Here is a 25,354-nt window from a genome sequence, read left to right on the forward strand (position 1 = left end):
TGGCCGTGCGCCGCACCCCTTGCGCGGGGTGCCGCGAGCCGCGACAGGGTGCGCCAGACAGGGAAGGGGTGCGCAAGCCGGGGACGGGGTGCCTCGGCGCGGACTCGGTGCGAGGGCGGCGGGGGCGGCCGGGCGGACACCGGCCGACCTGCGCGTCGGCCGGGTTGTTAGCGTCTTCGCGTGCCGAAGATCCTGACCAGCCTCCCCGTCGGCGAGCGCGTCGGCATCGCCTTCTCCGGTGGCCTCGACACCTCGGTCGCGGTCGCCTGGATGCGCGAGAACGGCGCGGTCCCGTACGCCTACACGGCCGACCTGGGACAGCCCGACGAGCCCGACCTCGTCGCGGTCCGCGAGCGGGCGCTCGAGTACGGCGCCGAGTCCGCGCGGGTCGTCGACTGCCGTCGTGCGCTGGTCGACGAGGGCATCGCCGCGATCGCGTGCGGGGCGTTCCACATCCGCGCCGGTGGCATGCCGTACTTCAACACCACGCCGATCGGCCGCGCCGTCACCGGCACGCTGCTGGTGCGCGCGATGGCCGAGGACGGCGTCTCGATCTGGGGCGACGGCTCGACGTTCAAGGGCAACGACATCGAGCGCTTCTACCGCTACGGGCTGCTCGCGAACCCGGCGCTGCGGATCTACAAGCCGTGGCTCGACGAGGTGTTCGTCGACCAGCTCGGCGGCCGCACCGAGATGAGCCACTGGCTGGGCGAGCGGGACCTGCCCTACCGGGCGTCGGCGGAGAAGGCGTACTCGACCGACGCCAACATCTGGGGCGCCACCCACGAGGCCAAGAGGCTCGAGCACCTCGACACCTCGCTGGAGATCGTCGAGCCGATCATGGGCGTGCGGTTCTGGGACCCGGCCGTCGAGGTCGAGACCGAGGACGTCACCGTCGAGTGGGAGGCCGGCCGCCCGGTCGCGATCAACGGCACCCGCTACGACGACCCGGTCGCACTGGTCGACGAGGCCAACCGGATCGGTGGCCGGCACGGCCTCGGCATGACCGACCAGATCGAGAACCGGATCATCGAGGCGAAGAGCCGCGGCATCTACGAGGCCCCGGCCATGGCGCTGCTGTTCGTCACCTACGAGCGGCTGGTCTCCGCGATCCACAACGAGGATTCCCTCGCCGCCTACGAGACCGAGGGGCGCCGGCTGGGCCGGCTGCTCTACGAGGGCCGCTGGCTGGAGCCGCAGTCGCTGATGCTGCGCGAGTCGCTGACCCGCTGGGTCGGCAACGCGATCACCGGCTCGGTGACCGTGCGGCTGCGCCGCGGCAACGACTGGTCGGTGCTCGACACCCGCGGGCCGGCGCTGGCCTACGCCGAGGACCGGCTGTCGATGGAGCGCGTCGAGGACGCCCCCTTCACGCCCGGCGACCGGATCGGCCAGCTCACCCTGCGCAACCTCGACCTGGCCGACTCCCGCGCCAAGCTCGAGCAGTACGCCGCGACCGGGATGCTGGGCGGGTCGTTCCGGACCTTCGTCGGCGACGTCGAGCCGGGCCGGGCGGCGGAGATCACCGCGACGCCCGCCGAGGAGGGTGCCGAGCAGGTCGAGGAGTCCCTCGACCGGGCCGCGATGGAGGCCGGGACCGACTGAGGGACGGGCCCGTCGTTCCGGGATGCGATGATCGGGGCCGTGTTGCCAGCCACCGAACCCGTACCCGGTGCGGGCGCCCCCGCGCCCCCGCCCGGCGGACCCCGGGCCGAGGCCGTGGTCGACCTGGACGCGGTGCGGCACAACGTCGCGTACCTGTCCGGCCTGGCCGCGCGCAGCGGCGCCGCGACGATGGTCGTGGTCAAGGCCGACGGGTACGGCCACGGCGCGGCCGGCGTCGCCCGGGCGGCGCTGTCGTCCGGGGCGGGCCGCCTCGGCGTCGCGACCCTGGACGAGGCCCTCGCGCTGCGCTCCGCCGGGATCGGCGCGCCGCTGCTGTCCTGGCTGCACCTGCCCGACGAGGACTTCGCCGCCGCCGTCGCCGCGGGGGTGGAGCTGTCGGTGTCGTCCCGCGAGCACCTGACCGCGGTGCTGGCCGGTGCCCGCGCGGCCGGGCGGCCGGTCCGGCTGCACCTCAAGGCGGACACCGGGCTGTCCCGCAACGGCTGCCCGCCCGACGAGTGGCCCGGCCTGGTCGACGACGTCGCCGCCGCGGCCGCGGAGGGGACCTGCGAGATCGACGCCGTCTGGTCGCACCTCGCCCGTGCCGACGAGCCCGGCGACCCCAGCATCGACGCGCAGGCCGCGCGGCTGCGGGCCGCCGCCTCGCACGTCCGCGACCGCGGGTTCGCCCCGCTGGTCCACCTCGCGAACTCGGCGGCCCTCATGACCCGCCCCGACCTGCACCTCGACCTGGTGCGCCCGGGGATCGCCGCCTACGGACTGGACCCGATCGCCCAGCCGGCCGACAGCCCGTTGCGCCCGGCGATGACGGTGCGCGGCCGGGTCGCGCTGGTGAAGACCGTCGCCGCCGGCGAGGGCGTCTCCTACGGCCACGAGTGGACCGCGCCCGGTCCGCGGACCCTCGCGCTGGTCCCGCTCGGCTACGCCGACGGCGTCCCGCGGCGGATGAACGACGGCCGCCGGATGCGGGTGCGGATCGGGGATGCGGTCCGCCCGGTCGCCGGGCGGGTGTGCATGGACCAGTTCGTCGTCGACTGCGGTGCACCGGGTGAGCTCGGTGTCGTGGTCGGCGACCGGGTGGAGCTGTTCGGCACCGGCGACGGCGGCGGGCCGACCGCCCGCGAGTGGGCCGACGAGCTGGGCACCATCCACTACGAGATCGTCACCGGCATCAAGGGCCGGGTGCGCCGCACCGTGCTCGGCGGGGGGAACGCATGAGCCGCAGGGGTTGGACGGTCGCCGGGATCGCCGGTGGCCTGGTCGGTGCGGCGGGTGCCGCCGCGGGCGTCGGCGTCGCCTCGCAGCGCCGGAAGATCGCGTCGGCGCGGCGCAGCCTGGCCACCGAGATGGCCGAGCACGGCGGGCAGGAGCCTGCCGGCTGGTCCGGCGAGGAGAGCTCGGTGATGGCCGACGACGGCGTCCGGCTCGCCTGCGAGGAGGTCGGGCCGGCCGACGGCGCCGAGCCGGCGGTCACCGTCGTCCTGGTGCACGGGTTCGCGCTGGACCGGCGGACCTGGCAGGAGCAGCGCGAGTACCTGGCGCTGCTGACGGGGCCGTCGGTCCGGATGGTGCTCTACGACCAGCGCAGCCACGGCCGCTCCGAGCGGGCGCCGCAGGAGAGCTGCACGATCGACCAGCTCGGGCGCGATCTCGACGCGGTGGTCCGCGCGCTCGCCCCGGAGGGGCCGCTGGTGCTGGTCGCGCACTCGATGGGCGGCATGACGGTGATGGCGCTCGCCGAGCAGCACCCGGAGCTGTTCCACGACCGCGTCGCGGGGGTCGCGCTGGTGTCGACCTCGGCCGGGGAGATGGCGTCGTCCGGGCTGCCGGGCACGTTCCTGTCCCGCCGCAACCCGGTGATCCGCACGCTCGGTGGCCTGGCCGCGTGGCAGCCGAACCTGGTCGAGACCGGGCGGCGCGCGCTCGGCGACATCATCTGGGCGATCACCAAGCGGTTCGCCTACGGCGACCGGGCGGTGGACCCGCGGATGGTCGACCTGGTCGACACCATGATCGACTCGAACGCGGTGGGGGCGCTGACCGACTTCGTCGACACCCTCGGCACGCACGACCGGCTGGCCGCGCTGCCCGGGCTGTCCGACGCCGAGGTGCTGGTCCTCGCCGGCGACGCCGACCGGATCATCCCGTACCGGCACTCCGAGGTGATCGCCGAGGCGATCCCGACCGCGCGGCTGGTGCGGCTGCACGGCGTCGGCCACATGCCGATGCTGGAGCAGCCCGACGCCGTCGACGACGAGCTCGGGAACCTGATCGAGCGCAGCCTGGAGCGGTCCCGCGGCGACCGGTTCCGGCTCACCCGCCCGCCGCACCGCTCGATGCGCCCGCGCCGTGCGGCCGCCACCGACGAGCCCGCCGCCGGCGAGACCACGGCGGACGGGGCCACGGCGGACGCGGCCGACGGCCCGGGCCGGACGGCGCCGAGCGGCGCACGGGGCACCGGCCGCCGGCGCGGAGGCGTGCTGCGGGGAACGGGCCGGGGGACCGGACGCGGCACGGGCCGCTCCCGTGGCGGGAAGGCCGGCCCGGGGTCGCGCAAGGACCGGTCGTGATCCCGCCCGCGGGGGCCGGGCCGCTGCGCCGTGAGCTGCCCACCGTCGCCGACACGGAGGCGTTCGGCGAGGAACTCGGCCGCGAGCTCGCCGCGGGGGACCTGCTGCTGCTCGCCGGGCCGCTGGGGGCGGGGAAGACCGCGCTCGTCCGCGGGCTCGCCCGGGGGCTCGGCGTGACCGGCTCCGTCGCGTCGCCGACGTTCGTGATCGCGCGCGAGCACCCCTCGTCGGGCGGCGGGCCGGCGCTGGTGCACGTCGACGCCTACCGGCTCGGCGGCCCCGACGGGAACGTCGACGTCGCCGCCGAGCTCGACGACCTCGATCTCGACACCGAGCTGGGCCGGGCCGTCGTCGCCGTCGAGTGGGGTGTCGGTCTCGCGGAACGCCTCGCCGGTGACGACGAGCGCGGGGCCGTCGAGGTCGTGCTGGAGCGCCGCGACGACGAGACCCGGGTCGCCACGCTGCGCCGCACGGCACGACCGTAGGCTGGTCGACCGTGCTGGTACTGGCCCTGGACACCGCGACGACGGTCGTGACCGCCGGGCTCGTCGCGCTGCCCGCCGACGGCCCTCCCGAGACCCTCGCCGCCCGCGCCCACGACGGGCGCAAGCACGGTGAGCTGCTCGTGCCCGCCGTCCGCGCGCTCTGCGCCGAGGCAGGGCGGGAGCTGTCCGGGATCGGCGCCGTCGTCGTCGGGGCGGGGCCGGGGCCCTTCACCGGGCTGCGCGTCGGGATCGTCTCGGCCGCCGCGCTCGGGCACGCACTCGACGTCCCGGTGCACGGGGTCTGCTCGCACGACGCGCTCGCCCTGACCGCGGCCGGGATCGCCGAGCCGGGCGCCCCGGACCCGCGGACGGGACCGGACAACCTGCTGGTCGTGACCGACGCGCGTCGCCGCGAGGTGTACTGGGCCGCGTACGACCCGGCCGCGCGGCGGCTCACCGGACCGGCCGTCGAGCCACCCGCCGAGCTGGCCGAACGGCTCCCCGGGCTGGCCGTCGGCACCGTCGTCGGCGACCCGTCGTTCGCCGACCGGCTCGGCGTGGAGGTCACCGGGCCGTCCGCGCCGTCGCCGGCGGCACTCGTCGGCGTGGCCGCGGCCGCGCTGCGGGCCGGGCGCACCCCGGTGCCGGTCGAGCCCCTCTACCTGCGCCGCCCCGACGCCGTCGAGCCGACCGGGCGCAAGCGCGTCACCGCATGACCGCCACCGTCACCGTCGGCCCGCTCTACCGGGCGGACGCCGAGCGCTGCGCGGAGCTGGAGGACCTGCTGTTCCCCGGGGACGACCCGTGGAGCGCGCAGGCGTTCCGCGAGGCCGTCACGTCCGGGCAGCTCTACCTCGCCGCCCGGGTGGACGGCCGGCTCGTCGGGTACGCGGGGCTCGCCGTCGTCGCGGGGCCGCCGCAGGCCGAGGCCGAGGTGCACACCATCGGCGTCGACCCGGGCTGGCAGCGGCACGGGATCGGGCGGGCGCTGCTCGCGCGGCTGCTCGAGGCGGCCGACGAGCTCGGCGCGACCGTGTTCCTCGAGGTCCGGACCGACAACGAGCCGGCCCGCACGCTGTACGAGGCCCACGGCTTCGGGATCGTCGGGCTGCGGAAGCGGTACTACCGGCCGTCCGGGGCCGACGCGCACACGATGCGGCGCGACCCGGCGGGCACGGCCGGCACCTGACCGCGACCGCGGTCAGAGCCCGGCCGCCACCGCGTCCAGCCCGGCCCGGGTGGCCTCGGCCAGCAGGTCCAGGTGTTCCGGGGTCGCGGTGAGCGGCGGCGAGAACCCCAGCGCCGACACCATCGGGCGGATCAGCACGCCCCGCTCCCGGGTCGCGCGGAACACCCGCTGGGGCAGGTCCGGCGCACCGGCCAGCCGCTCCGGGTCGAAGCCGAGCCCGCCGAGCACGCCGACGCCGCCGCGGGCGTGGTCGACCAGCGGGTGGTCGGTGAGTCCCTGCAGGCGTTCCAGCAGCTGCGGCTCCAGGGCGTCGGCCCGGGCCAGCAGGCCGTCCCGCTCCAGCAGCGCGATCGTCGCCGACCCGGCCGCGCACGCCGTGGGATGACCCGCGTAGGTCTGGCCGTGCCGGAACACCCGGCCGGGCTCGTCCCAGAACGGGGCGGCGATCCGCTCGGAGGCGACGATCCCGCCCAGTGGCTGGTAGCCGGACGTGACGCCCTTCGCGAAGACCGCGATGTCCGGGCGCACCCCGAACCGCTCGACGCCGAACCAGTCGCCGAGCCTGCCGAACCCGCAGATCACGGCGTCGGCGACGAACAGCACGCCGTGCCGGCGGCAGATCTCGGCGGCCGCCTCCACGTAGCCCTCCGGCGGCGGCAGCACGCCGCCCGCGCCGATCACCGGCTCGCAGAAGAAGGCCGCGACCCGCTCCGGGCCGAGGTCGACGATCGTCTTCTCCAGCCCGGCGGCGTCGTCCCACGGGGTCCGGACGACGTCCGGCACGAAGGGCCCACCGGTCCGGTTCCCCGGGATCCCGGCCAGTGCGGTGCCCAGGCCGTGCGTGCCGTGGTAGCTGTGCTCGCGGTGCAGCAGCACCGTGCGTTCCGGCTCCCCGACGGCCGCGAAGTACTCGCGGGCCAGCTTCGCCGCGGTCTCGATGGAGTCGCCGCCGCCACTGGTGAAGAACACCTTGCCGCCGTCGAGCGGGGCGCGGGCGGCGATCTCGTCGGCGAGCCGCTCGGCGGGCTCGTTGGAGAAGTCGGTGAAGGTGGAGTACGCCTCCAGCCGCCCGAGCTGCTCGGTGACGGCGTCCACGATCTCGCGGCGGCCGTGTCCGACGTTGGCGTACCAGAGGCTCGCGGTGCCGTCGAGGTAGCGGTTCCCCGCGTCGTCGTGGACCCAGACGTCGTCGCCGCGGGTGATCGTCACCTTGGCGTCGCGGACGGAGTGCATGGCGGCGAACGGGTGCCAGAACGCGGACAAAGTCGGCCTCCTCGTCGGGGCGGTGGGGTCCACGCTAGGCCGCCGCACCGGGCACGCGACCGGTGGAATCCACAACTGTGGACAACTCTGCTGTGCTATCCACAACCGGTGGACCTGGACGACCTGCTCGACCGCGGTGAGCTGGGGCTCGTGCCCGTCGTCCCGGGGCGCCGCGTCCCCGTGCACGGCGCGCACGTCGTCGAGATCCCGCAGCCGACGCGCTGGGTGCCGCCCGGCTGGGTGCTGCTGACGACCGGACTGCGGCTGACCTCCGGCGCCGAGTGCCGTGAGCTGGTCGCCGAGCTCGCCGGCGGCGGGGTGGCCGGCCTCGGGTTCGGCGTCGGCATGGTGCACGACGACGTCCCGGACGAGCTCGTGACGGAGGCCCGGCGCCGCGAGCTGCCCCTGTTCGCGGTGCCGGAGGCGACACCGTTCCGGGAGATCGTCCGCGCGGTGGACACCGCCGTCCTGGACCGGGACCTCGACGCCTTCCGGCGGGCCGCGGCGATCACCGACACGCTCACCGCCCTGCTCGGTGGCCCCGACCCGGCCGAGACCCTGGTACACGGGCTCGCCCGGGTGCTGCGGTGCGGGGTCGCGCTGCACCGCCCGGACGGCTCGGTCCTGGCCGCCGATCCCGGTTCCGGCCCGGACGGCGCCCGCGAGCGCTGGACGCGCTTCCGGGCGCTGCCCGCCACCGGGCCGCCGGTCGAGGTCGTGGACGCCGACGGCCTGTTCGCCGCGGCCGTCCGGCCGGCGGGCCGGGTCCGGGCGTGGCTGGTCGCGGGCGTCTCCCGGGGGTCGGTGCCGGTACCACTGATCGTGCGGGCGGTGGCGCTGGTGGCGCGGCTGCTGGCCGGGCTGACCGCCGCCGATGACGACGACACGGCCCGCCGCCGCGCGGACCGGGCGGCGGCGCTGCACGCCCTCCTGTCCGGCGGGGACGGCGAGCACGGCGGGGGCCCGGGACCGGGCCCCGGTGGTGGGCGGACCGTCGTCGTGCTCCCGCCGTCGGCCACGGCGGCCGGTGCGGAGCGTGTCCTGGACGACGCCCGCGCCCCGTACCTGCTCGCCGAGATCGACGGTGAGCTGGTCGCGCTGGTCACCGAGGTGCCGCCGGAACTCACCGTGGCGGGGACGGCGACCGTCCCGCCCGGAGCCGAGGTCGCGCCCGCCCACCGCGACGCCCGCCTCGCCGCACGGCGCTGCGCGCTCACCGGTGCCGGGCCGGTGCGGGCCGAGGACCTCCCGGTGCTGGACCGGATGGTGCTGGAGATCGGCGCGGACCGGGTGGCCGAGCTGACCCGGGACGTCCTGACCCCGCTCGACGCCGCCCTGCGCGCCACCGTGCGGACCTGGCTGGCACACCGTCAGGACGTCCCCGCCACCGCGCGCGCCCTGCACCTCCACGAGAACAGTGTCCGGCACCGCCTCGGCCGGATCCGGGCACTGGTCGGGGACCTGCGGGACCCGGCGGTGACGGCCGCGGTGTACCTGGCGCTGCTCACCGAACGGTGATCACGGATCCGGAAGGGAGACGGCCACATACGGCCGGATCCGCACCGGATCCGTGATCACACGGGTCAGCTCGTCGCGGACAGGTACGAGAGCAGGCGCAGTTCGTCGTGGGTCAGCTCCAGGGTCCGCATCGGGAGCAGCTGGGCGAGCTGCTCCGGGGTGCGGGCACTGGCGATCGGCGCGGTCACCGACGGCTGGGCCGCGAGCCAGGCCAGCGCGACCGCCGGGACCGGGACCTCGTGGCCCGCCGCGATCTCGTCGAGCCCGGCCAGCACGGCCCGGCCACGGGAGTCGAGGTAGGCGGACGCCCCCTCGCTGCGCGGGCCCTCCGGGGCGGGGGAGTCGGGCCGGTACTTGCCGGTGAGGAAACCCTTCGCGAGCCCGTAGTACGGGTAAAGGGCCAGGCCGGCCGACTCCGCGAGCGGCACGAGCGCGGCCTCGACGTCGTCGCGCTCCATGAGGTTGTAGTGCGGCTGGACCGCGGTGAACGCGGCCAGCCCGTCCCGCTCGGAGATCTCCCGGGCCGAGCGGAGCCGTTCGGCGGAGAAGTTGGACGCACCGATCTCGCGGACCAGCCCCTCGCGGACGAGGGCGTCGAACGCGTCGAGCGTCTCCTCCTGCGCCGTGTCCGGGTCGTCGCGGTGGGCGTAGTAGAGGTCGATCCGGTCGGTGCCCAGGCGCCGCAGCGAGTCCCGTGCCGCCGCGGCGACGTTCGCGCCGCCGAGGCCCGGCCGCTCGGGCCACGAGCCCACCTTCGTGGCGAGGTGCAGCGTGTCCCGGTTGCCCCGGGCCGCCATCCACTCGCCGAGGATCGTCTCCGACTCGCCGCCGGAGTTGCCGGGCGCGCGCCACGTGTAGGAGTCCGCGGTGTCGATCCGCGTCCCGCCGGCGGCGACGAACGCGTCGAGCACCGCGAACGAGGTGTCCCTGTCCGCGGTCCAGCCGACGACGTTCGCACCGAGTACCAGGTCAGCCACGGTCGGCGACGCTACCGGGCACCGCGGCGCGGTGGACCGCCGGACGGTTGCGGCGGCCGCCGCGCGGGTAACCGCCGTGTGCCCGGGCCACGGCACCGGCGTGACGAGCAACGACGCCGGACCGGCCGCCCGCCGCGATCTCCGACCGGCCGGCACGCGAGCGTCCCCCACGCGGGTGAACGAACCGGTTGAGCCCCCGCCACGCTTCTGGCACTCTCGTGAGTAGAGTGCCAATGCGCGCGACGGAGACCGGTCGCCCCGGCACCCGCGACGGCGGGGCGGGAGGTCGCCACGTGTGCGCTGCTGACACCGGACAGAACCGTCTTACCGGATTCACCCCAGGAAGGGGAGGTCATCGTCGTGGCGAACATCAAGCCGCTCGAGGACAAGATCGTCGTCCAGGCCAGCGAGGCGGAGACCACCACCGCCTCCGGCATCGTCATCCCGGACACCGCCAAGGAGAAGCCCCAGGAGGGCAAGGTCCTGGCCGTGGGCCCGGGCCGGGTCGACGACAACGGGAACCGCGTCCCGCTCGACGTGGCGGTCGGCGACGTCGTCATCTACTCGAAGTACGGCGGCACCGAGGTCAAGTACAACGGCGAGGAGTACCTGATCCTCTCCGCCCGCGACGTGCTGGCCGTCGTCAACTGACGCCGGAACTCGCGTGACGCGAACCGCCCCGGGCGGCCCACCGGACGGTGGTCCGGCCGGGGCGGTCGTGTCTGTACCCCCGCTAGCCCATGACGAGAGGCTGAGACAACAGACATGGCGAAGCAGATCAGCTTCGACGAGGACACCCGCCGCGCGCTCGAGCGCGGCGTGAACCAGCTCGCCGACGCGGTGAAGGTGACCCTCGGCCCGCGCGGCCGGCACGTCGTCATCGACAAGAAGTTCGGCGGCCCGACCGTCACCAACGACGGCGTCACGATCGCCCGCGAGGTCGACCTCGAGGACCCGTACGAGAACCTCGGCGCCCAGCTGGCGAAGACCGTCGCGACCAAGACCAACGACGTCGCGGGCGACGGCACCACCACCGCCACCGTGCTGGCCCAGGCCCTGGTCAAGGAGGGCCTGCGCAACGTGGCCGCCGGCGCCGCGCCGTCCGCGCTCGGCGAGGGCATCGCCGCGGCCGCGCAGAAGATCTCCGACGTGCTGCTGGCCAAGGCCACCCCGGTCGACGCCGGGAGCCACATCGCGCAGGTCGGCGCCATCGCCTCGCGCGAGCAGGAGATCGGCGACCTGATCGCCCAGGCGATCCAGACCGTCGGCAACGACGGCGTGATCACCGTCGAGGAGGGCTCCACGCTCGCCACCGAGCTGGAGATCACCGAGGGCCTGCAGTTCGACAAGGGCTACCTGTCGCCGTACTTCGTCACCGACTCCGAGTCGATGGAGGCGGTGCTCGAGGACGCCTACATCCTGCTGCACCGCGACAAGATCAGCTCCATCCAGGACCTGCTCCCGCTGCTGGAGAAGGTGCTCGGCGAGGGCAAGCCCCTGCTGATCATGGCGGAGGACGTCGAGGGCGAGGCGCTGTCCACCCTGGTCGTCAACTCGATCCGCAAGACCGTCAAGGTCGCCGCGGTCAAGTCGCCGTTCTTCGGTGACCGCCGCAAGGCGTTCATGGACGACCTCGCGATCGCCACCGGTGGCCAGGTCATCAACCCGGAGGTCGGCCTCAAGCTCAACGAGGCCGGGCTGGACCTGCTGGGCAAGGCCCGGCGCGTCGTCGTCACCAAGGACAACACCACGATCGTCGAGGGCGGCGGTGACAAGGCCGACGTCGAGGGCCGCGTCGCGCAGCTCAAGCGCGAGATCGAGGCGTCCGACTCGGACTGGGACAAGGAGAAGCTCCAGGAGCGCCTGGCCAAGCTCTCCGGTGGTGTCGCGGTCATCCGGGCCGGTGCGGCCACCGAGACCGCGCTCAAGGAGCGCAAGCACCGCATCGAGGACGCGGTGTCGGCCACCCGGGCCGCGGTCGAGGAGGGCATCGTCCCCGGTGGCGGGTCCGCGCTCGTGCACGCCGCAGCGGAGCTCGACGGCGGCCTCGGCCTCACCGGCGACGCCGCGACCGGTGTCGCGATCGTCCGCAAGGCGCTGTCCTCCCCGCTCTACTGGATCGCGGAGAACGGCGGGGACGAGGGCTCCATCGTGGTGTCCCGCGTCGCCGAGAAGGGCTGGGGGACCGGGTACAACTCGGCCACCAAGACCTACGGCGACCTGGTCGCCGACGGCGTCATCGACCCGGTCAAGGTGACCCGGTCGGCCGTCGAGAACGCGGCCTCCATCGCGCGCATGGTGCTGACCACCGAGAGCGCCGTGGTGGACAAGCCGGAGGAGGAGCCTGCTCCGTCCGCCGGCGGCCACGGCCACGGGCACGGGCACTGAGTTCCGGGCCTACGCACGACGAAAGGCGGGCGACCGATGGTCGCCCGCCTTTCGTGTGTCGCGGGGCAGGGAGTAGAGGATCCGGTGGTGCCGGGCCTCTCAGACGGCGCCGAGCTTCTCCACCGGCTGGGCGGTCGCCTCGGCGGCGACCTTGAGCGTGCGGCGCGGACCGCGGATGATCGCATCCCGCTCGGACTCGGACAGGCCGCCCCAGATGCCGTACGGCTCGTGCACGTTGAGGGCGTGCTCGCGGCACTGCGCGAGGACCGGGCAGTCGTTGCACACCTGCTTGGCGCGGTTCTCGCGGCGTGCCCGTGCGGGACCACGCTCACCTTCGGGATGGAAGAAGAACGCGCTGTCCATCCCCCGGCAGGCCCCCTCCCTCTGCCAGTCGTAGATGTCGGCGACCGGGCCGGGAAGCCTCCGGATGTCCGCCATGTTCGTCACCTGCCTTCGACCTCGGGCTTGACATGGTGAAGATTCCCGGCGTTCGACGGGTGCAAACCTGTTGGGAGGAGAACGATCGTGCACGTCCGGTCCCCGGATCCGGTGGCGTCCCCGCCACGCGCCGTGATCCGGCTGCTCGGCGGGGCGGCGACGAGCCACGATGCCGGCCGGGCGGCCCGGTCGCCGTCCGCGATCACCCGCTGGGCTGCTGCCGTCGCGCTGGGTGGCGTCGGTCACTACGCCCGCGCGGCGGGTGTCCTGGAGGGTCTTCGGCGGGACCCGGCCGTGGATCCCGGCCTGCGGGCGCACGCGCTGGTGACGCGGGCGTCGCACCTGCGGCAGCTGGGCGGGCACGCGGCCGCCACCCCGCTGGACGGCCGGGCGGCACGTCTCGCGCGGGGGCTCGGGTGTCCTGTCGGACCGGACGACCCGTGGGGGACGGGCGCCGGTGCCGCCGTGGCGGACGCGCTCACCGGCCTGGCCGCGGACGCACTGGGCCGGTTCGACGCCGCCCGTGCCGCCGTCCTCCTGGACCGGGCGGGCCCGTGGTGTGGCGCGGCAGGGTCCCGCACCCGGGTCCGGCACGACTGGGTGAGCGCCGAGACCGCGCTGGTCGCCGGTGACGCGGGCGCCGCACTGGTCGCGGCGGACCGGGCACTGGCCGGCGCCCGGACGCTCGGTTCCGACCGGCACGTCCTGAAGAGCCGGCTGGTGCGGGCGGTCGCTGCCGGGGTGGCGGGCGAGGATCCGTCGGCCGTGCTCGCCGAGCTGGACGCCGTCGCGGCGGACGCGCTGGCGACCGGGATGGTGCCGTTGCACCGGCCGGCACTGCTGGCCGCGGCGGACCTCGCCGACCGCCACCCGCCGGAGAGGGTCGGAGCGGTCGTCGACCCGGATGACGGCGAGGTCCTGTCACGAAGCGGTCACGGTACGGCTGAACAGGGGATGAACAACCGGGCCGGTGCATCGGACGCCGCACCGCGACACGCCGGAGAGTCACGTTTCGATACGCGCAGTCGCCGAGCGGGTGCGGAGGGTCGCCGACATGCGGCATTGCACACGGTGAGCGTCCTCTATACGCGAAGTGACGGTCCCGGCCGGGAACTGCTGCGGGAGTAGTGCTGGATCCCCGGACCGGAGGATGTACCGTACGGACTACTCCATTCGGCGACCCTTCACCCACATGACGCTGAGGCAGGTGGGCCGGAGTTCCGAACGGAGGCCACAAAATCGCCCCGACCGTGTCAAGGTGAGAGGGTCACCCGCCGATTCGGAGGGTGAATATCACCCGGCTGCAGGAAGCTGCAGGAAGGAATCGTCGTGACGACGGTACTCATCTGCGACGATCGTCGCAGCGTCCGCGAGGGTCTGACCCGCGTCATGTCCGCGGTCCCCGGGGTCCAGCGCATCGACTGCGTGGCCCACGGGGACGAACTCCTCGCCCGCTACGCCCGCCAGTCCGTCGACGTCGTCCTGGTCGGGACCCAGCGTGCGGTGCCCACCGGTGTGGAGGCCACCCGGCGCCTGGTCGCCGCGCACCCCCAGGCCAACGTCATCGTCTTCGGTGCTCCGGACGACGCGGGCAGCATCGCCGCCGCGATCGCCGGCGGTGCCCGTGGCTACCTGCGCTGGGACGCCTCGCGGCCCGAGCTGGTCGCCGCGCTGGCGCACACCCTGGCCAGCACCTCGGTGCCCACCCCGCGGGTCCCCACCGACCCGGGCGTCCAGCTCACCGAGCGTGAGCTGCAGGTGCTGCGCGGGATGAGCCAGGGCAAGAGCAACGGCCAGATCGGCCGCGAGCTCTACCTGTCCGAGGACACGGTCAAGACCCACGCCCGGCGGCTGTTCCGCAAGCTGGGTGTCCGGGACCGCGCGCAGGCCGTCGCGCACGGGTTCCGGCGCGGTCTCGTCTCCTGACGGACGACCTGCCGCACCCCGCGTACCGCGCCGGATCCCCGAACCCGGCGTGACCCGCACCCGTGCCGCCCGCGAGGGCCGGTCACGGGACCCACGGGCCGGACCGACCCCCGCGGTCCCGCCCACGACGGCTCCGGCGTGCCGCCACGCGCGCCACCCCGGCTCCGGACGGTCGTCCGGCACCGGTCGTGCTCCCCGCGACCGGACCCGCGACCTCCGCCGGACGCCATCGCCGAGCCCCGCTCCCGCCGGCCGGGTCGCACCCCGCCGGTCGTGGGGCATCGCTGCCGCCGCGCCCCGGCGGCCCAGCCCGCGCCCGGCGTCGTCCCGGACGCCCCTCCTGCCACACGACCCGTCCCGTGCCCGTGCCTGTCGTCCCGGCCCCGGGTCGGAGCCCGGGCGACGAGCGGTCGCCGTCGAACCGGGAACAGTCACCTCACGTCCCTGTGGTCCCTTTCGTCACTCACGTCACGTTCGTTACACGGGCGTCGTGTGCCGGTGCTGTGAACGTCGCCGGAGCGGATGCCGCCCGCGCCGGGCGGTCCACGACCGGCTGCCCACCAGGGATGATCTTCTTCCCGTCCGGCCACAGCGCCCGACGGTGCCGCGTGTACCGCTCGCCGACCGTGCCCGCCTGGTGACCGCGTGCACCCGAGGCGTCACGCAACCCGACACTCCGCACGATCGTCTGACTCTGCATGGAGCAGCTCCCACGGGCGTACGGCGCTCGGATACGGTGGACCCTCCGTGGTCCCACCTGCCGGAACGCGGGTTGCCTCCACGATCGGATGACACCGAAGCAGTCTCGTAACACCTGGACGGTTCCCCACGATGAGTGAATCAAGAGACGTTCCCGACGAGTGGATCGAAGCGGCGATGGCCGGCGATCGATCCGCGGTCGAGCGCGTTCTCACCATGATTCGGTCCCTCGTCGTGCGCTACTGCCGGGCACGACTGGGGACCGACAGAGGATCCGTCTCGGCGGACGACGTCGCCCAGGAGGTGTGTGTAGCCGTGCTCACGGCGTTGCCGGGGTACCGGGTGCAGGGCCGCCCGTTCCTCGCGTTCGTCTACGGCATCGCGTCGCACAAGGTGATCGACGCGCACCGGGCGGCGTCCCGCAACCGCTCCGAGCCCGTCGCCGACGTGCCGGAACGGATGGAGACGTCCGACGGCCCGGAGACCCGGGCCCTTCAGGTCGAACTGTCCGAGGAGATGTCCAGGCTGCTGGAGGTCCTCCCGGAGAAGCATCGGGAGATCATCGTGTTGCGGGTGGTCGTGGGGTTGTCCGCGGAGGAGACCGCGGCAGCCGTCGGCTCCACACCGGGCGCCGTCCGGGTGGCACAGCACCGGGCGCTGTCCCGGCTGCGGAAGATCATGAGTGAGGAGGTGGTCCGGGATGCGTGACCAGGATCCGTACGGCCCGGGCCGACCCCCACGGCCGGGCGACGGGCAGGAGCGCCCGCCCGCACCGGTCACCCGCGGCCGCTTCGGCGAGCCGCGGCCCGGTCCCCAGGGCGGCCGTCCCCCGTCGGGCCAGAACGGCCACCGGGGCGGGCAGCCGGTCGGCCGGCCGTTCGCCGACCAGCCGGAGCTCGACGACGAGGGCCCGGTCGACCTGGTCGAGCTGCAGGCCGACGACGAGCTGATCAACGCGTTGTCGTCCGGCCTGGGCGTGTCCGGACCGGGCAACCGCGGCTACGACGTCGACGATCGTCTGGTCGCGCTGCTCTCCACCTGGAAGGACGACGTCGACCGCGAGCCGGTCCCCGAACTCGTCGGGACCGACGAGGCCGTCGAGATGCTGCAGCCGGCGAAGCCGTCGCGGAAGGTGTCCTTCCTGCGCCCGCTGGTCGCGGCCGCCGCGGTGGCCGCCTGCGCCCTCGCCGTCGTCTCGATCGGTGCGCACGAGGCCCAGCCGGGCGACGCGCTCTGGGGTGTCAGCAGGGTGCTCTACAGCGAGCGTGCCGAGCAGGTCCAGGCCGCGTCCGACCTGCGGACGGGCATCGAGCGCGTGAACGCGAAGCTCGCCTCCGGCGACACCGTCGGTGCGCAGCAGGATCTCGCCGCGCTCGGCCCGCTCCTCGACCGGACCGATCCCGAGCAGCGTGACGACTTCGAGCAGCAGAACCGTTTCCTGACGCAGAAGGTGGCGGAGTCCCCGGCCGGTGTCCCGACCGACCCGCGGGCACCGCTGCGCGACGGCACCCCGGCTCCGCCGCCGCCGTCGTCGGAGGGGCGTCCGGAGCCGCAGCAGCCCGTCTCGCCGCGGCCGGAGTCCGGTACCTCGAACCCGGGCGGCAGCTCGTCGGGTGGCAGCACGAGCCCCGAGGGGAGCAGCAGCCCGGAGGGCAGCAGCGACCCGCGGGTGCTGCAGGGGCCGGGCACCGGGAGCCCGTCGCCGAGCACGACGACGTCGCCGAGCCCGTCCGAGACCTCGCCGACGACCGAGGGATCGGCCGACCCGAGCACGACGTCCACGTCGCCGACGGCGTCGGGCGAGGGCGGTCGTTCCGAGTCCGATCGGGACACGCCGTCGTCGTCCACCTCGACCGGGGCGGTCAGCAGCTCCCCGAACTGAGGCACGTACGAGAAGGGCCCCGGAGGCGTCGTCCTCCGGGGCCCTTCTCGTCGTTCCGTCCGCGCTACTCGTCCTCGGCCAGGGTGGCGTCGGCGTAGCCGCGGCAGTACTCCCACGTCACGTAGTGCGCGGGGTCCGGGTCGAAGGCCGGCTCGTGCGGGCGCATCCGGCCCTCGTCGAGCAGCTGCTGGAGGCTGGCGCGCAGCAGATTCCACTCGTGGAAGTGCTGCTCTCCGCAGTCGGTGCAGTCGACGACGATGCCGCGGACCCCACGCTTCGACAGCAGCGCCTGGTAGACCGCGAGATCCGCCAGGTCCGCCAGGATCTCACCGCGGTCGGTGTCGGTCAGCGGGGGACCGTCGGGGTCACCGGAGTCCGCCCACGCGTCGTCACCGTGATCGTCCAGCGCCTCCAGGGAGCGCGCAGGGTCATCCGGGTCTCCGGCGAACGGGTCCGGTGGCAGCGCCTCTGGTGACACGGCGTACACGGTACCGGTGTCGGGGGTCGGGCCCCGGCCCACCCCGTAACGGTCCACGTACGATGGCGTCCTGCGGCGAGCGACCGCCGCGGTAGTCGCGACTGCAAGGGGAGCTCCGGAGAGATGACGAGCGAGATCGGCGGCCTGCCGGACAAGTTCGCGACGATCGGCCTGACCTTCGACGACGTCCTGCTGCTCCCTGCCGAGTCGGACGTGATTCCCAGTTCGGCCGACACGTCCAGCCAGGTGACCCGTCGCGTGCGGGTCCAGGTGCCGCTCGTGTCGTCCCCGATGGACACGGTCACCGAGTCCCGGATGGCGATCGCGATGGCCCGCGCGGGCGGGCTCGGGGTGCTGCACCGCAACCTCGCGCCGGACGCGCAGGCGGCCCAGGTCGAGGTGGTCAAGCGGTCCGAGGCCGGGATGGTGACCGACCCGGTGACGTGTGCGCCGGACGCGACGCTGTCCGACGTCGACGCGCTGTGCGCCAAGTTCCGGATCTCCGGCGTGCCGGTGACCGACGAGGGCGGCCGGCTGGTCGGCATCATCACCAACCGGGACATGCGGTACGAGGTCGACACCGACCGCCCGGTCTCCGAGGTGATGACCCGCGCCCCGCTGGTGACGGCGAAGGTCGGCGTGACGGCGGAGGCGGCGCTCGGGCTGCTGCGCAGGCACAAGCTGGAGAAGCTGCCGATCGTCGACGGCGACGACGTGCTGCGCGGCCTGATCACGATCAAGGACTTCAACAAGACCGAGCAGTACCCGCTCGCCACCAAGGACCCGGACGGCCGCCTGGTCGTCGCGGCCGCCGTCGGCGTCGGGGACGACGCGTACTCGCGGTCGATGGCCCTGGTCGACGCCGGCATCGACGTCCTCATGGTGGACACCGCGCACGGCCACTCCCGCCGGGTGCTGGAGACCGTCGCGAAGCTGCGCGCCGAGGTCGGCGACCAGGTCGACGTCGTCGGCGGGAACGTGGCGACCTACGAGGGCGCGAAGGCGCTCGTCGAGGCGGGCGCCGACGCGGTCAAGGTCGGCGTCGGGCCGGGCTCCATCTGCACCACCCGCGTCGTGGCCGGGGTCGGCGCCCCGCAGATCACCGCGATCTACGAGGCGACCCGGGCGTGCGCACCGGCGGGCGTGCCGGTGATCGGCGACGGCGGCATCCAGTACTCCGGTGACGTCGCCAAGGCGATCGCCTCCGGTGCGTCGACGGTGATGCTGGGCTCGCTGCTGGCCGGGACCGCGGAGTCCCCGGGCGAGGTCGTGCTCGTCGGCGGCAAGCAGTTCAAGACCTACCGCGGCATGGGCTCGCTGGGTGCCATGCAGGGCCGGGCCGGTGCCGCCGGGCGCAGCTACTCCAAGGACCGCTACGCGCAGGACGACGTGCTCTCCGAGGACAAGCTCGTCCCCGAGGGCATCGAGGGCCGGATCCCGTTCCGCGGGCCGTTGTCGTCGGTCGTGCACCAGCTCGGCGGCGGGCTTCGCTCGGGCATGGGCTACGTCGGTGCGCAGACGATCGCGGAGCTGCAGCAGGCGAAGCTGGTGCGGATCACCGCGGCCGGGCTCAAGGAGAGCCACCCGCACGACATCACGATGACGGTCGAGGCGCCGAACTACGTCGCCCGCTGACCTGCGGGTCGAGGGGACGGCCATGCCGGAGCCGGCCGTCGGGCACACCGAGGTCAGGACGCTCGACGGGCTGCGGCTCTCCGCCACGCTCACGAGGCCGGCCGGCTCCGCCGGGCATGCCGTCGTCATGGTCCACGGCGGTGGGGTCACTCGCGAGGAAGGAGGGTTCTTCACCCGCCTCGCCGAGGGTCTCGCCGCCACGGGTACGGCGTCGCTCCGCTACGACCTCCGCGGGCACGGGGAGAGCGACGGCCGTCCCGAGGAGTCCTCCCTCGCCGCCCATCTGAACGACATCCGCGTCGTACTCGATCACCTCCGTGGGTGCAGTGGCGTCCGGACGGCGAGCCTGCTGGGAGCCAGCTTCGGTGGTGGCCTGGCGGCGTACTACGCGGCGGAGTCCGGCGAGCAGCTCGAGCGGGTGGTCCTCCTCAACCCGCAGCTCGACTTCAAGAAGCGCTACATCGATCAGAAGGACCACTGGCGCGACGGTCACCTGAGCGACGACAAGGCGGACGAGCTCGTGCGACGGGGGTACATCGACCACTCGCCCACCGTCCGCCACAGCCGAGCCTTCCTGAACGAGGCGTTCTGGATCCGGCCCCGCCGGGTGCTCGGCGGGATCACCGCGCCCACGCTCCTCGTCCACGGCACGGAGGACACGTTCGTCCCCGTAGCGGGATCGCGTGATGCGGTCGCGCAGCTGCCGGGCGAGAGCCGGCTGGTGGAGATCGACGGCGCCGAGCACGGATTCGCCGTCCACGCCGACCCCGGGTACCTGGACCCGCAGTCGCAGGAGTGGCAGCGCTACGTCGTCGGGATCGTCGGTGAATGGCTCACGGACGGTCGGCTGTCGAGCGGCTCGCCATGAGCGCGTCCCGCAGCTCACGTGGTCGCGGCCGCGTGAGCCACGGACCGAGTGCCGTCACGGCGCGCGCCAGCTCTCGTCTCGTCCGGCCGGAACCGGTCTCGGTCGCACGCTGGACGGCCCGGACGCCTTCCTCGGCCGCGGCGTCCGGCTCTCCGCTCAGCGCCAGCGCCACCGATCGGCGAGCCCGGAAGTACCCCTCGTCACGCGGGGTCAGAGTGTCGGCCCCCAAGACCTCGCCGAACAAGCTCGCGGCGCGAGCGGGTTTCCCTGCCTCCAGATAGCAACTGGCAGACCGGAGCAGATGTGTGCCTGCGTCGTAGTACGAGCCGAACCTCGGATCGCCCCGAGGCGCGTCCGTGTTGCCGTCGATGATCTCCTGGGCCTCGCCCATCTTCCTCTCCACGTCGGCCAGGGCCGAACCGGTCATGGCCATGCCGCGGGCCTCCTGCTGGAGAATCTCGGCCTTCACCCGCCAGGGGACGGGCCACGGGCCGCGGTCGGCTGCCTGCGCCAGCGCGAGAACGCGCCCGCCGTCCCGTTCCTCGTACGCCATCTGTGAGCGCTTGAGCAGGAGATAGCCCTGCATCTCCAGGTCGCCGGCCTCCTGTGACCATTGGACCGCGCGGTCGAGCCAGAAGCCGGCTGCCGTGGGGTTCCGGGCATCGCGGTACATCCATGCCGCGAACTCGGCCGCCTCGGCCGAGAGGCAGGCCAGCGTCCGCCGCACGTCGTGATCTGCCTCGGATGCACAGCGACCGAGGGCACCCAGGATCTGCACCACGGCGGGCAGGGCCGCCGAGGCTCCGGCACGACCGTCGACGGTCTTGCACAGTTGCACCTGATGCCGGAAGCAGCTGACCGACGCCTCGTCGCATGCATGTCGCGGATCGGAAGGCTCCCTCCGTCCGAGGTGCGTGCTGCCATCGGTTCGGATCAGGAACTGTGCCGAGCCGTCGCCGACAGGCACGGGTGCTGCGACGGTGTCCGTGCCGTCATGGATGTGTCCGGGACCGAGATCGGTGGCGTCGTCCAGCAGCAGGGTCGACAGCTCGCTCGACGACACCCCCAGCACAGCGGACAACCGTCGCCGCTGTGACGGATGAGGAGCAGTTGCTCCGCTCTCCCACCGTCCGATCGTCGACCGGTCGACACCGAGTGCTTCGGCGAGTCCTTCCTGCGTGAGACCGATCGATCTCCGGCGAACCGCGAGACGGCGGCGGGACACACGCATGGTCGGTAAGCCTCTCGAAGGGCAGAGCAGAAATGACGTCCGCATTCCTGCCCAGGATCTTGCCCGGCCAGTGAGGTCGCTGCAACAAAGCTGCGTCACCGATGCACGCGACGTGCGCTGGTGATGCGACGCGGAATTCCGATTCACTGACGTGATCCCACAGGAGATCGGGCGATCGAGTCATCGGTGATCGCACGCGCTGTCTCCTTACCCGTGGGCGACGTAGGTCTCTGTGGACAGGAGCTGAGATGTCGGGACCTCGTGGGTGGAAATGGGGTATCCGCCGTCGGTCCGCCCCGGAGGCCGGGAGCTCTTCGCGCGGGCTGGTGACCCTGACGTCGGCTGCCGACGGCGCGGCCCACCTGGTCGAGGAGGCCGATCTGTGCTGGCCCGGTTCGGACGGAGAAGGCCGGTACCGGGCTGTGTGTGGGCATCTCGTCGTGCCCGTCGCCCTCGTGACTCCGCACGGCCGTCGCTGCGGCGACTGTCACGAGTGGTCCGTCCGAGCGGGCGCGAGATCGGCAGGACAGGTGATGGATTCGCAATGCCCGCGGAGGACCGCCGATTCCGGCGGATGAAGAGCTGGCCGTCGACGTGCTCGAATCGGCAGATGTCGATATGACGTTCATGTGGCCGTGCATCACCGGAAAGTGTCCTGCGCATTCTCGACGAGCGGGCCGCAGCAGGATTTCGTGTGGTCGGTTCATCGCCGGTGAGCCGTTGCTTCATCCTGATCCAGGCACGGTGATCGTGGGGTGCTCTGGAACGTCGTCTTCCGTCGGGCGTGGCGTGGGCGGCGGAGGAGGTGAGGTGGGAGATCTGTTCGGCCACCTCTGCGCAGCAGTGGGCGCCGGCGGCCCGGGCGGTGTCCTCCGGCCTGTGCGTGATGGCGCGCGCCGGCGCCACGGCGACAGTCGTCCGTCGTCACAATCGCGGGCCTCGGCGGCGCTGTCGGACCGAGCGCTTAGGGTGTCCCCGTGCGTGACCTCGTGGAGATCGGGATGGGCCGGGAGGCCCGTCGTGCCTATGACCTCGACCAGATCGAGATCGTGCCGTCGCGGCGGACCCGCAGCTCCAAGGTGGTGTCGACCTCCTGGCAGCTCGACGCCTACCGGTTCGACATCCCGCTCGTGACCCATCCGACCGACGCGGTCGTGTCGCCGGCGTCGGCGGTGCGGGTCGCCGAGCTCGGCGGTCTGGCGGTGCTGAACGCCGAGGGCCTGTGGGCGCGGCACGGCGACGCCGAGGGCGCGCTGGCGCGGGTCGTCGAGGCGGCCACCGGTGACGAGCCCGACTCGGCGCTCGCGCTGCTGCAGGAGCTGCACCAGGCCCCGATCCGCGAGGACCTGATCGTGGAGGCGCTGCGGCCGCTGCGCGAGGCCTCGCACACGGTCGCCGCCCGGGTCAGCCCGCAGCGGGCCCGCGAGCTCACCCCGGCGCTGCTCGCCGCGGGCGTCGAGGTGCTGGTCGTGCAGGGCACGATCGTCTCCGCCGAGCACGTCTCGGAGGGCGAGCCGCTCAACCTCAAGGACTTCATCGCCGACCTCGACGTGCCGGTCGTCGCCGGCGGGGTGGGTGACTACCGCACCGCGCTGCACCTGATGCGGACCGGCGCGGCCGGCGTCATCGTCGGGTACGGGCAGTCGACGGCCACCACCACCGACGAGGTGCTGGGTGTGGGCGTCCCGATGGCGACGGCGATCGTCGACGCCGCCGCGGCGCGCCGCGACTACCTCGACGAGACCGGCGGCCGCTACGTCCACGTGATCGCCGACGGCGGCATCGGCACGTCCGGTGACATCGCCCGCGCGGTCGCCTGCGGCGCCGACGCCGTGATGCTCGGCGAGCAGCTCGCCGAGGCCACCGAGTCCCCGGCCGGCGGGCTGTACTGGACGTCGGCGGCGGCACACCCGTCGCTGCCGCGGTCCGAGGTCACCGGCCTCGCCCGGTCCGGCCGGTCGCTGGAGCAGGTGCTGTTCGGGCCGACCGACAGCCCGTACGGCACGACGAACCTGTTCGGCGCCCTGCGCCGCGCGCTGGCGAAGACCGGCTACTCCGACCTCAAGGAGTTCCAGCGGGTCGGGCTGAACCTGCGGACCTGAGCCGGTCGGCCTACCCCTCGGCGGTGACGGCCGCGACGAACTCGACCGCCCGCTCCCGCAGGCCGGCCCGGCGCTCGTCCACCGTGGTGCCGGGCGTCGGCTTCAGCACGGCGGTCGCCGTCTCGACCCGGACGTGCTCGGCACAGGCGAGATCGGTGCAGATGTAGGTGCCGACGGTGTCGCCCTGGCGTCCCTTCGCACCCCGGCGGGGCGCCGCGAAGAGCGCGACCCCGCCGACCGAGTGCGTGGTCCGGCAGAGCGCGCACATCGCGGCCGCCCGCGCGGTGCCGGTGGCGGCCCGCAGGACGACGCCCGCGGGGCCGTCCGTCGTCGGCACCAGCAGCACCCCGCGGTCCGGGGCCTTGGGGTCACGCCAGCCGTGGACGTCGTCGAGGCTGTCGGGGTCGAGCTCGCGGACCCACGCCGGCAGGGTCATCCGGTTCGCCTCGCCCTTCGAGCAGTTCGTCAGGGCGCGGCGGATCCGGTTCTCGTTCGGGCTGGTCACGTCCGGCGACGTTAGGCGTGCCGGTGGCGGGCGGTCCACCGGGTTCCGGCCGGTGATCGCGCCGTGGACCGGCTCCCGTGCATGATGGCGGGATGAACCGACCCACCGCAGGGGCCGCCATGGGTGGGGGCCGCGCGTTCGTCGACGCCACCGGCACGCCCGTCCCGCTGCGCGGTCCGGTCCGGCAGGTCGTGGCGACCGACCCGGACGTCGGTGCGTTGCTGGTCGAGCTGGGGGCGACGGTCGTCGGCTGCGCCGGCGTGCTGGACGGCGTCGACGAGGTCGGTACCGACCGCGCCCCCGATCCGCAGGCCGTGGCCACTCTCCGGCCGGACGCGATCGTGACCGGGCTCGCCGGTGGCGCCCACGATCTCGCCGACCCGGCCCTGCTCGGGCGGCTGCGGGAGGTCGCACCGGTCGTGGCCGTCGACCTGGAGCGGCGGGCCGCGACCGCGGCGGACCTGCGTGCCCTCCTGGGCACGGTCCAGCCCCCACCCCACCGCTCCCTCGGCCGGCACGAGGACTGATCCCGGGACGCTCACGGGATCGGTGTACGCGCACGCGATCGGGTGCGCACCGCCGGAACCGGTGAGCGTCCGGCTCGTGGGGTCAGGTCAGGGCGGTGTGGATTCGGGTCGCTGTTGCGGTCAGGTCCTGGCGGACCAGGGCGGACTGCTCGGTGAAGGCCGTCAGCTGCCGCGCGTCGAACGTCAGCGCCCCGGACATGCAGGCGGTCGCGGCGGCCGAGCCGTGGTCGAGCAGCGCGGTCCAGTGGCCCTGCGCGACGGCGTCCGGCACCGCGTCGTAGCCGCGGGCGTCGCGCATCACGGTCTGCAGCGTCCCGCAGGCGACGGCGAGCTCGACGGCGTCCTGCCGGCCCGCGGCGGTGGCGAGCCGGTCGAACCCGTCGCCGATCGCGACGAGGTGGCCGAGACCGCCGTTGTCCCGCCACGCGGTCAGCGCGACCACCGGATCGGCGGCCGACAGCGCGGTGCCGGGCACCGCGTCGACGAGTGCGGCCGCCGCGGCGGGGGAGAGCGGCGCCATCCGGGGCAGCGGTGCTCCGGAGCCGGTCACGGTGGCCGGGGTGGGCAGCGGCGAGGACGACGACGGAGTCAGCAGCAGCCCGGTCGCGGCGATCGTGGCGGTGGCGACGGCGGCGGCGCCGAGGAACACCGGCAGTACCGCCGTGCGGAACGCGCGGGCCCGGGTGACGGGCAGGGCCGGACCCGGCTCCGTGGTGCCGGCGGGAACCGGCAGGGCGGTGTCGTCCGGCGTCGGCGTGCCGGGCGCCGGGGCCACGGTCCGGGCGGGGGCCGGGCGCTGCTCCGGGATCGCCCGGTCCGGCAGCACCCCGGGGCCCGGCTGCGGCGACGCGACCGCGCCGTGCGGGACGCCGGCCTCGGTGCGCTGGGCCGGGATCGTCGCCGCGGCGTCGACCGTCCCGGCGTCGCCGGTCGGGGTGCTGGCCATCTCGGTGCCTCCGGGGGAGTCGTGCGGAGCGGACGTACCCCTGATCGGCCGAACGCCGGTGCGCCGTTACCGGTGTGCCGGCCCCGGGGCGTCGATCATCA

The 25,354-nt window shown here is 74.1% G+C and carries 24 protein-coding genes; 17 read left to right on the top strand and 7 right to left on the bottom strand.

The features are described from left to right. Window positions 1–180: 180 nt before the first annotated feature. The 6 genes from argG to rimI are packed head-to-tail and all read left to right on the top strand — an operon-like array spanning window position 181 to window position 5,870. Complete coding sequence (gene argG, locus AD017_RS17495; RefSeq protein ID WP_010236504.1) at window positions 181–1,605, top strand: argininosuccinate synthase; 1,425 nt, start codon at window positions 181–183, stop codon at window positions 1,603–1,605. Window positions 1,606–1,647: 42 nt separating this feature from the next. Next, window positions 1,648–2,844 carry an alanine racemase gene (alr, locus tag AD017_RS17500; RefSeq protein ID WP_060576445.1) on the top strand — a complete coding sequence of 399 codons (1,197 nt, stop codon included), beginning with the start codon at window positions 1,648–1,650 and terminating at the stop codon, window positions 2,842–2,844. Beyond that, the gene (locus AD017_RS17505) at window positions 2,841–4,196 is read left to right on the top strand and encodes an alpha/beta fold hydrolase (protein WP_082398779.1); all 1,356 of its coding nucleotides are present in this window, start codon (window positions 2,841–2,843) and stop codon (window positions 4,194–4,196) included. Before alr ends, AD017_RS17505 begins: the two co-directional genes overlap by 4 nt. Then, window positions 4,193–4,681 carry a tRNA (adenosine(37)-N6)-threonylcarbamoyltransferase complex ATPase subunit type 1 TsaE gene (gene tsaE, locus AD017_RS17510; RefSeq protein ID WP_010227307.1) on the top strand — a complete coding sequence of 163 codons (489 nt, stop codon included), beginning with the start codon at window positions 4,193–4,195 and terminating at the stop codon, window positions 4,679–4,681. The genes AD017_RS17505 and tsaE overlap by 4 nt, the downstream gene beginning before the upstream one ends. 11 nt (window positions 4,682–4,692) lie before the next feature. Beyond that, window positions 4,693–5,397: a tRNA (adenosine(37)-N6)-threonylcarbamoyltransferase complex dimerization subunit type 1 TsaB gene (tsaB, locus tag AD017_RS17515; RefSeq protein WP_060574850.1), complete on the top strand. Its 705-nt coding sequence runs from the start codon at window positions 4,693–4,695 to the stop codon at window positions 5,395–5,397. Continuing rightward, window positions 5,394–5,870, top strand: a complete 477-nt coding sequence (rimI, locus tag AD017_RS17520; RefSeq protein ID WP_010227302.1) for a ribosomal protein S18-alanine N-acetyltransferase — start codon at window positions 5,394–5,396, stop codon at window positions 5,868–5,870. Before tsaB ends, rimI begins: the two co-directional genes overlap by 4 nt. A gap of 12 nt (window positions 5,871–5,882) precedes the next feature. Here the strand turns inward: rimI and AD017_RS17525 are convergent, their stop codons facing one another. Beyond that, entirely contained in the window at window positions 5,883–7,133 is a 1,251-nt protein-coding gene (locus AD017_RS17525) for an aspartate aminotransferase family protein (protein ID WP_227012769.1), read from the bottom strand. Between the two features lie 108 nt (window positions 7,134–7,241). Here AD017_RS17525 and AD017_RS17530 point away from each other — a divergent pair, with 108 nt between their 5' ends. Further along, window positions 7,242–8,651 (top strand): PucR family transcriptional regulator, encoded by a 1,410-nt coding sequence (locus tag AD017_RS17530; RefSeq protein WP_060574851.1) that lies wholly within the window; start codon window positions 7,242–7,244, stop codon window positions 8,649–8,651. Window positions 8,652–8,716: 65 nt separating this feature from the next. Here the strand turns inward: AD017_RS17530 and AD017_RS17535 are convergent, their stop codons facing one another. After that, window positions 8,717–9,628, bottom strand: a complete 912-nt coding sequence (locus AD017_RS17535; RefSeq protein ID WP_060574852.1) for an aldo/keto reductase — start codon at window positions 9,626–9,628, stop codon at window positions 8,717–8,719. A gap of 360 nt (window positions 9,629–9,988) precedes the next feature. On the opposite strand from AD017_RS17535, the gene groES reads away from it, so the two are divergent. Both groES and groL read left to right on the top strand, forming a co-directional pair. After that, window positions 9,989–10,279 carry a co-chaperone GroES gene (groES, locus tag AD017_RS17540; protein WP_010225616.1) on the top strand — a complete coding sequence of 97 codons (291 nt, stop codon included), beginning with the start codon at window positions 9,989–9,991 and terminating at the stop codon, window positions 10,277–10,279. 114 nt (window positions 10,280–10,393) lie between these two features. Continuing rightward, entirely contained in the window at window positions 10,394–12,016 is a 1,623-nt protein-coding gene (gene groL / locus AD017_RS17545) for a chaperonin GroEL (RefSeq protein ID WP_010225618.1), read from the top strand. A 99-nt stretch (window positions 12,017–12,115) separates the two neighbouring features. On the opposite strand, the gene AD017_RS17550 is transcribed toward groL, so the two are convergent. Continuing rightward, entirely contained in the window at window positions 12,116–12,454 is a 339-nt protein-coding gene (locus tag AD017_RS17550; protein WP_050802229.1) for a WhiB family transcriptional regulator, read from the bottom strand. Window positions 12,455–12,541: 87 nt separating this feature from the next. Between AD017_RS17550 and AD017_RS35370 the strand changes: the two genes are divergently transcribed. The 4 genes from AD017_RS35370 to AD017_RS17570 all read left to right on the top strand — a co-directional run bounded on the left by AD017_RS35370 (window position 12,542) and on the right by AD017_RS17570 (window position 16,961). Continuing rightward, a complete protein-coding gene (locus tag AD017_RS35370) occupies window positions 12,542–13,582 on the top strand; it encodes a hypothetical protein (protein ID WP_060574853.1) in 1,041 nt (346 codons plus the stop codon). A gap of 201 nt (window positions 13,583–13,783) precedes the next feature. Continuing rightward, a complete protein-coding gene (locus tag AD017_RS17560; protein ID WP_010225624.1) occupies window positions 13,784–14,380 on the top strand; it encodes a response regulator transcription factor in 597 nt (198 codons plus the stop codon). Window positions 14,381–15,211: 831 nt separating this feature from the next. Continuing rightward, complete coding sequence (locus AD017_RS17565) at window positions 15,212–15,787, top strand: sigma-70 family RNA polymerase sigma factor (protein WP_060574854.1); 576 nt, start codon at window positions 15,212–15,214, stop codon at window positions 15,785–15,787. Continuing rightward, window positions 15,780–16,961: an anti-sigma-D factor RsdA gene (locus AD017_RS17570; protein WP_029239688.1), complete on the top strand. Its 1,182-nt coding sequence runs from the start codon at window positions 15,780–15,782 to the stop codon at window positions 16,959–16,961. The genes AD017_RS17565 and AD017_RS17570 overlap by 8 nt, the downstream gene beginning before the upstream one ends. Window positions 16,962–17,025: 64 nt before the next feature. Here the strand turns inward: AD017_RS17570 and AD017_RS17575 are convergent, their stop codons facing one another. Then, on the bottom strand, window positions 17,026–17,439 hold the full coding sequence (locus AD017_RS17575; protein ID WP_033199942.1) for a DUF5319 domain-containing protein: 414 nt from the start codon (window positions 17,437–17,439) through the stop codon (window positions 17,026–17,028). A gap of 123 nt (window positions 17,440–17,562) precedes the next feature. Here AD017_RS17575 and guaB point away from each other — a divergent pair, with 123 nt between their 5' ends. Both guaB and AD017_RS17585 read left to right on the top strand, forming a co-directional pair. Next, complete coding sequence (gene guaB, locus AD017_RS17580; RefSeq protein WP_010233290.1) at window positions 17,563–19,074, top strand: IMP dehydrogenase; 1,512 nt, start codon at window positions 17,563–17,565, stop codon at window positions 19,072–19,074. Between the two features lie 22 nt (window positions 19,075–19,096). After that, entirely contained in the window at window positions 19,097–19,942 is an 846-nt protein-coding gene (locus AD017_RS17585) for an alpha/beta hydrolase (RefSeq protein WP_060574855.1), read from the top strand. Here AD017_RS17585 and AD017_RS17590 read toward each other — a convergent pair. Further along, the gene (locus tag AD017_RS17590; RefSeq protein ID WP_349675471.1) at window positions 19,908–21,218 is read right to left on the bottom strand and encodes a helix-turn-helix transcriptional regulator; all 1,311 of its coding nucleotides are present in this window, start codon (window positions 21,216–21,218) and stop codon (window positions 19,908–19,910) included. The genes AD017_RS17585 and AD017_RS17590 overlap by 35 nt on opposite strands. Window positions 21,219–22,150: 932 nt before the next feature. Between AD017_RS17590 and AD017_RS17595 the strand changes: the two genes are divergently transcribed. Next, window positions 22,151–23,275, top strand: a complete 1,125-nt coding sequence (locus AD017_RS17595; protein ID WP_010233293.1) for a GuaB3 family IMP dehydrogenase-related protein — start codon at window positions 22,151–22,153, stop codon at window positions 23,273–23,275. Window positions 23,276–23,285: 10 nt separating this feature from the next. On the opposite strand, the gene AD017_RS17600 is transcribed toward AD017_RS17595, so the two are convergent. Continuing rightward, complete coding sequence (locus AD017_RS17600; RefSeq protein WP_060574857.1) at window positions 23,286–23,780, bottom strand: FBP domain-containing protein; 495 nt, start codon at window positions 23,778–23,780, stop codon at window positions 23,286–23,288. Between the two features lie 92 nt (window positions 23,781–23,872). Between AD017_RS17600 and AD017_RS17605 the strand changes: the two genes are divergently transcribed. Then, window positions 23,873–24,307, top strand: a complete 435-nt coding sequence (locus AD017_RS17605; RefSeq protein WP_139316876.1) for a hypothetical protein — start codon at window positions 23,873–23,875, stop codon at window positions 24,305–24,307. A gap of 82 nt (window positions 24,308–24,389) precedes the next feature. Here the strand turns inward: AD017_RS17605 and AD017_RS17610 are convergent, their stop codons facing one another. Then, window positions 24,390–25,253 carry a hypothetical protein gene (locus AD017_RS17610; RefSeq protein ID WP_060574859.1) on the bottom strand — a complete coding sequence of 288 codons (864 nt, stop codon included), beginning with the start codon at window positions 25,251–25,253 and terminating at the stop codon, window positions 24,390–24,392. Between the last annotated feature and the right edge of the window lie 101 nt (window positions 25,254–25,354).

Source organism: Pseudonocardia sp. EC080619-01 (assembly GCF_001420995.1).
GTDB lineage: Bacteria > Actinomycetota > Actinomycetes > Mycobacteriales > Pseudonocardiaceae > Pseudonocardia.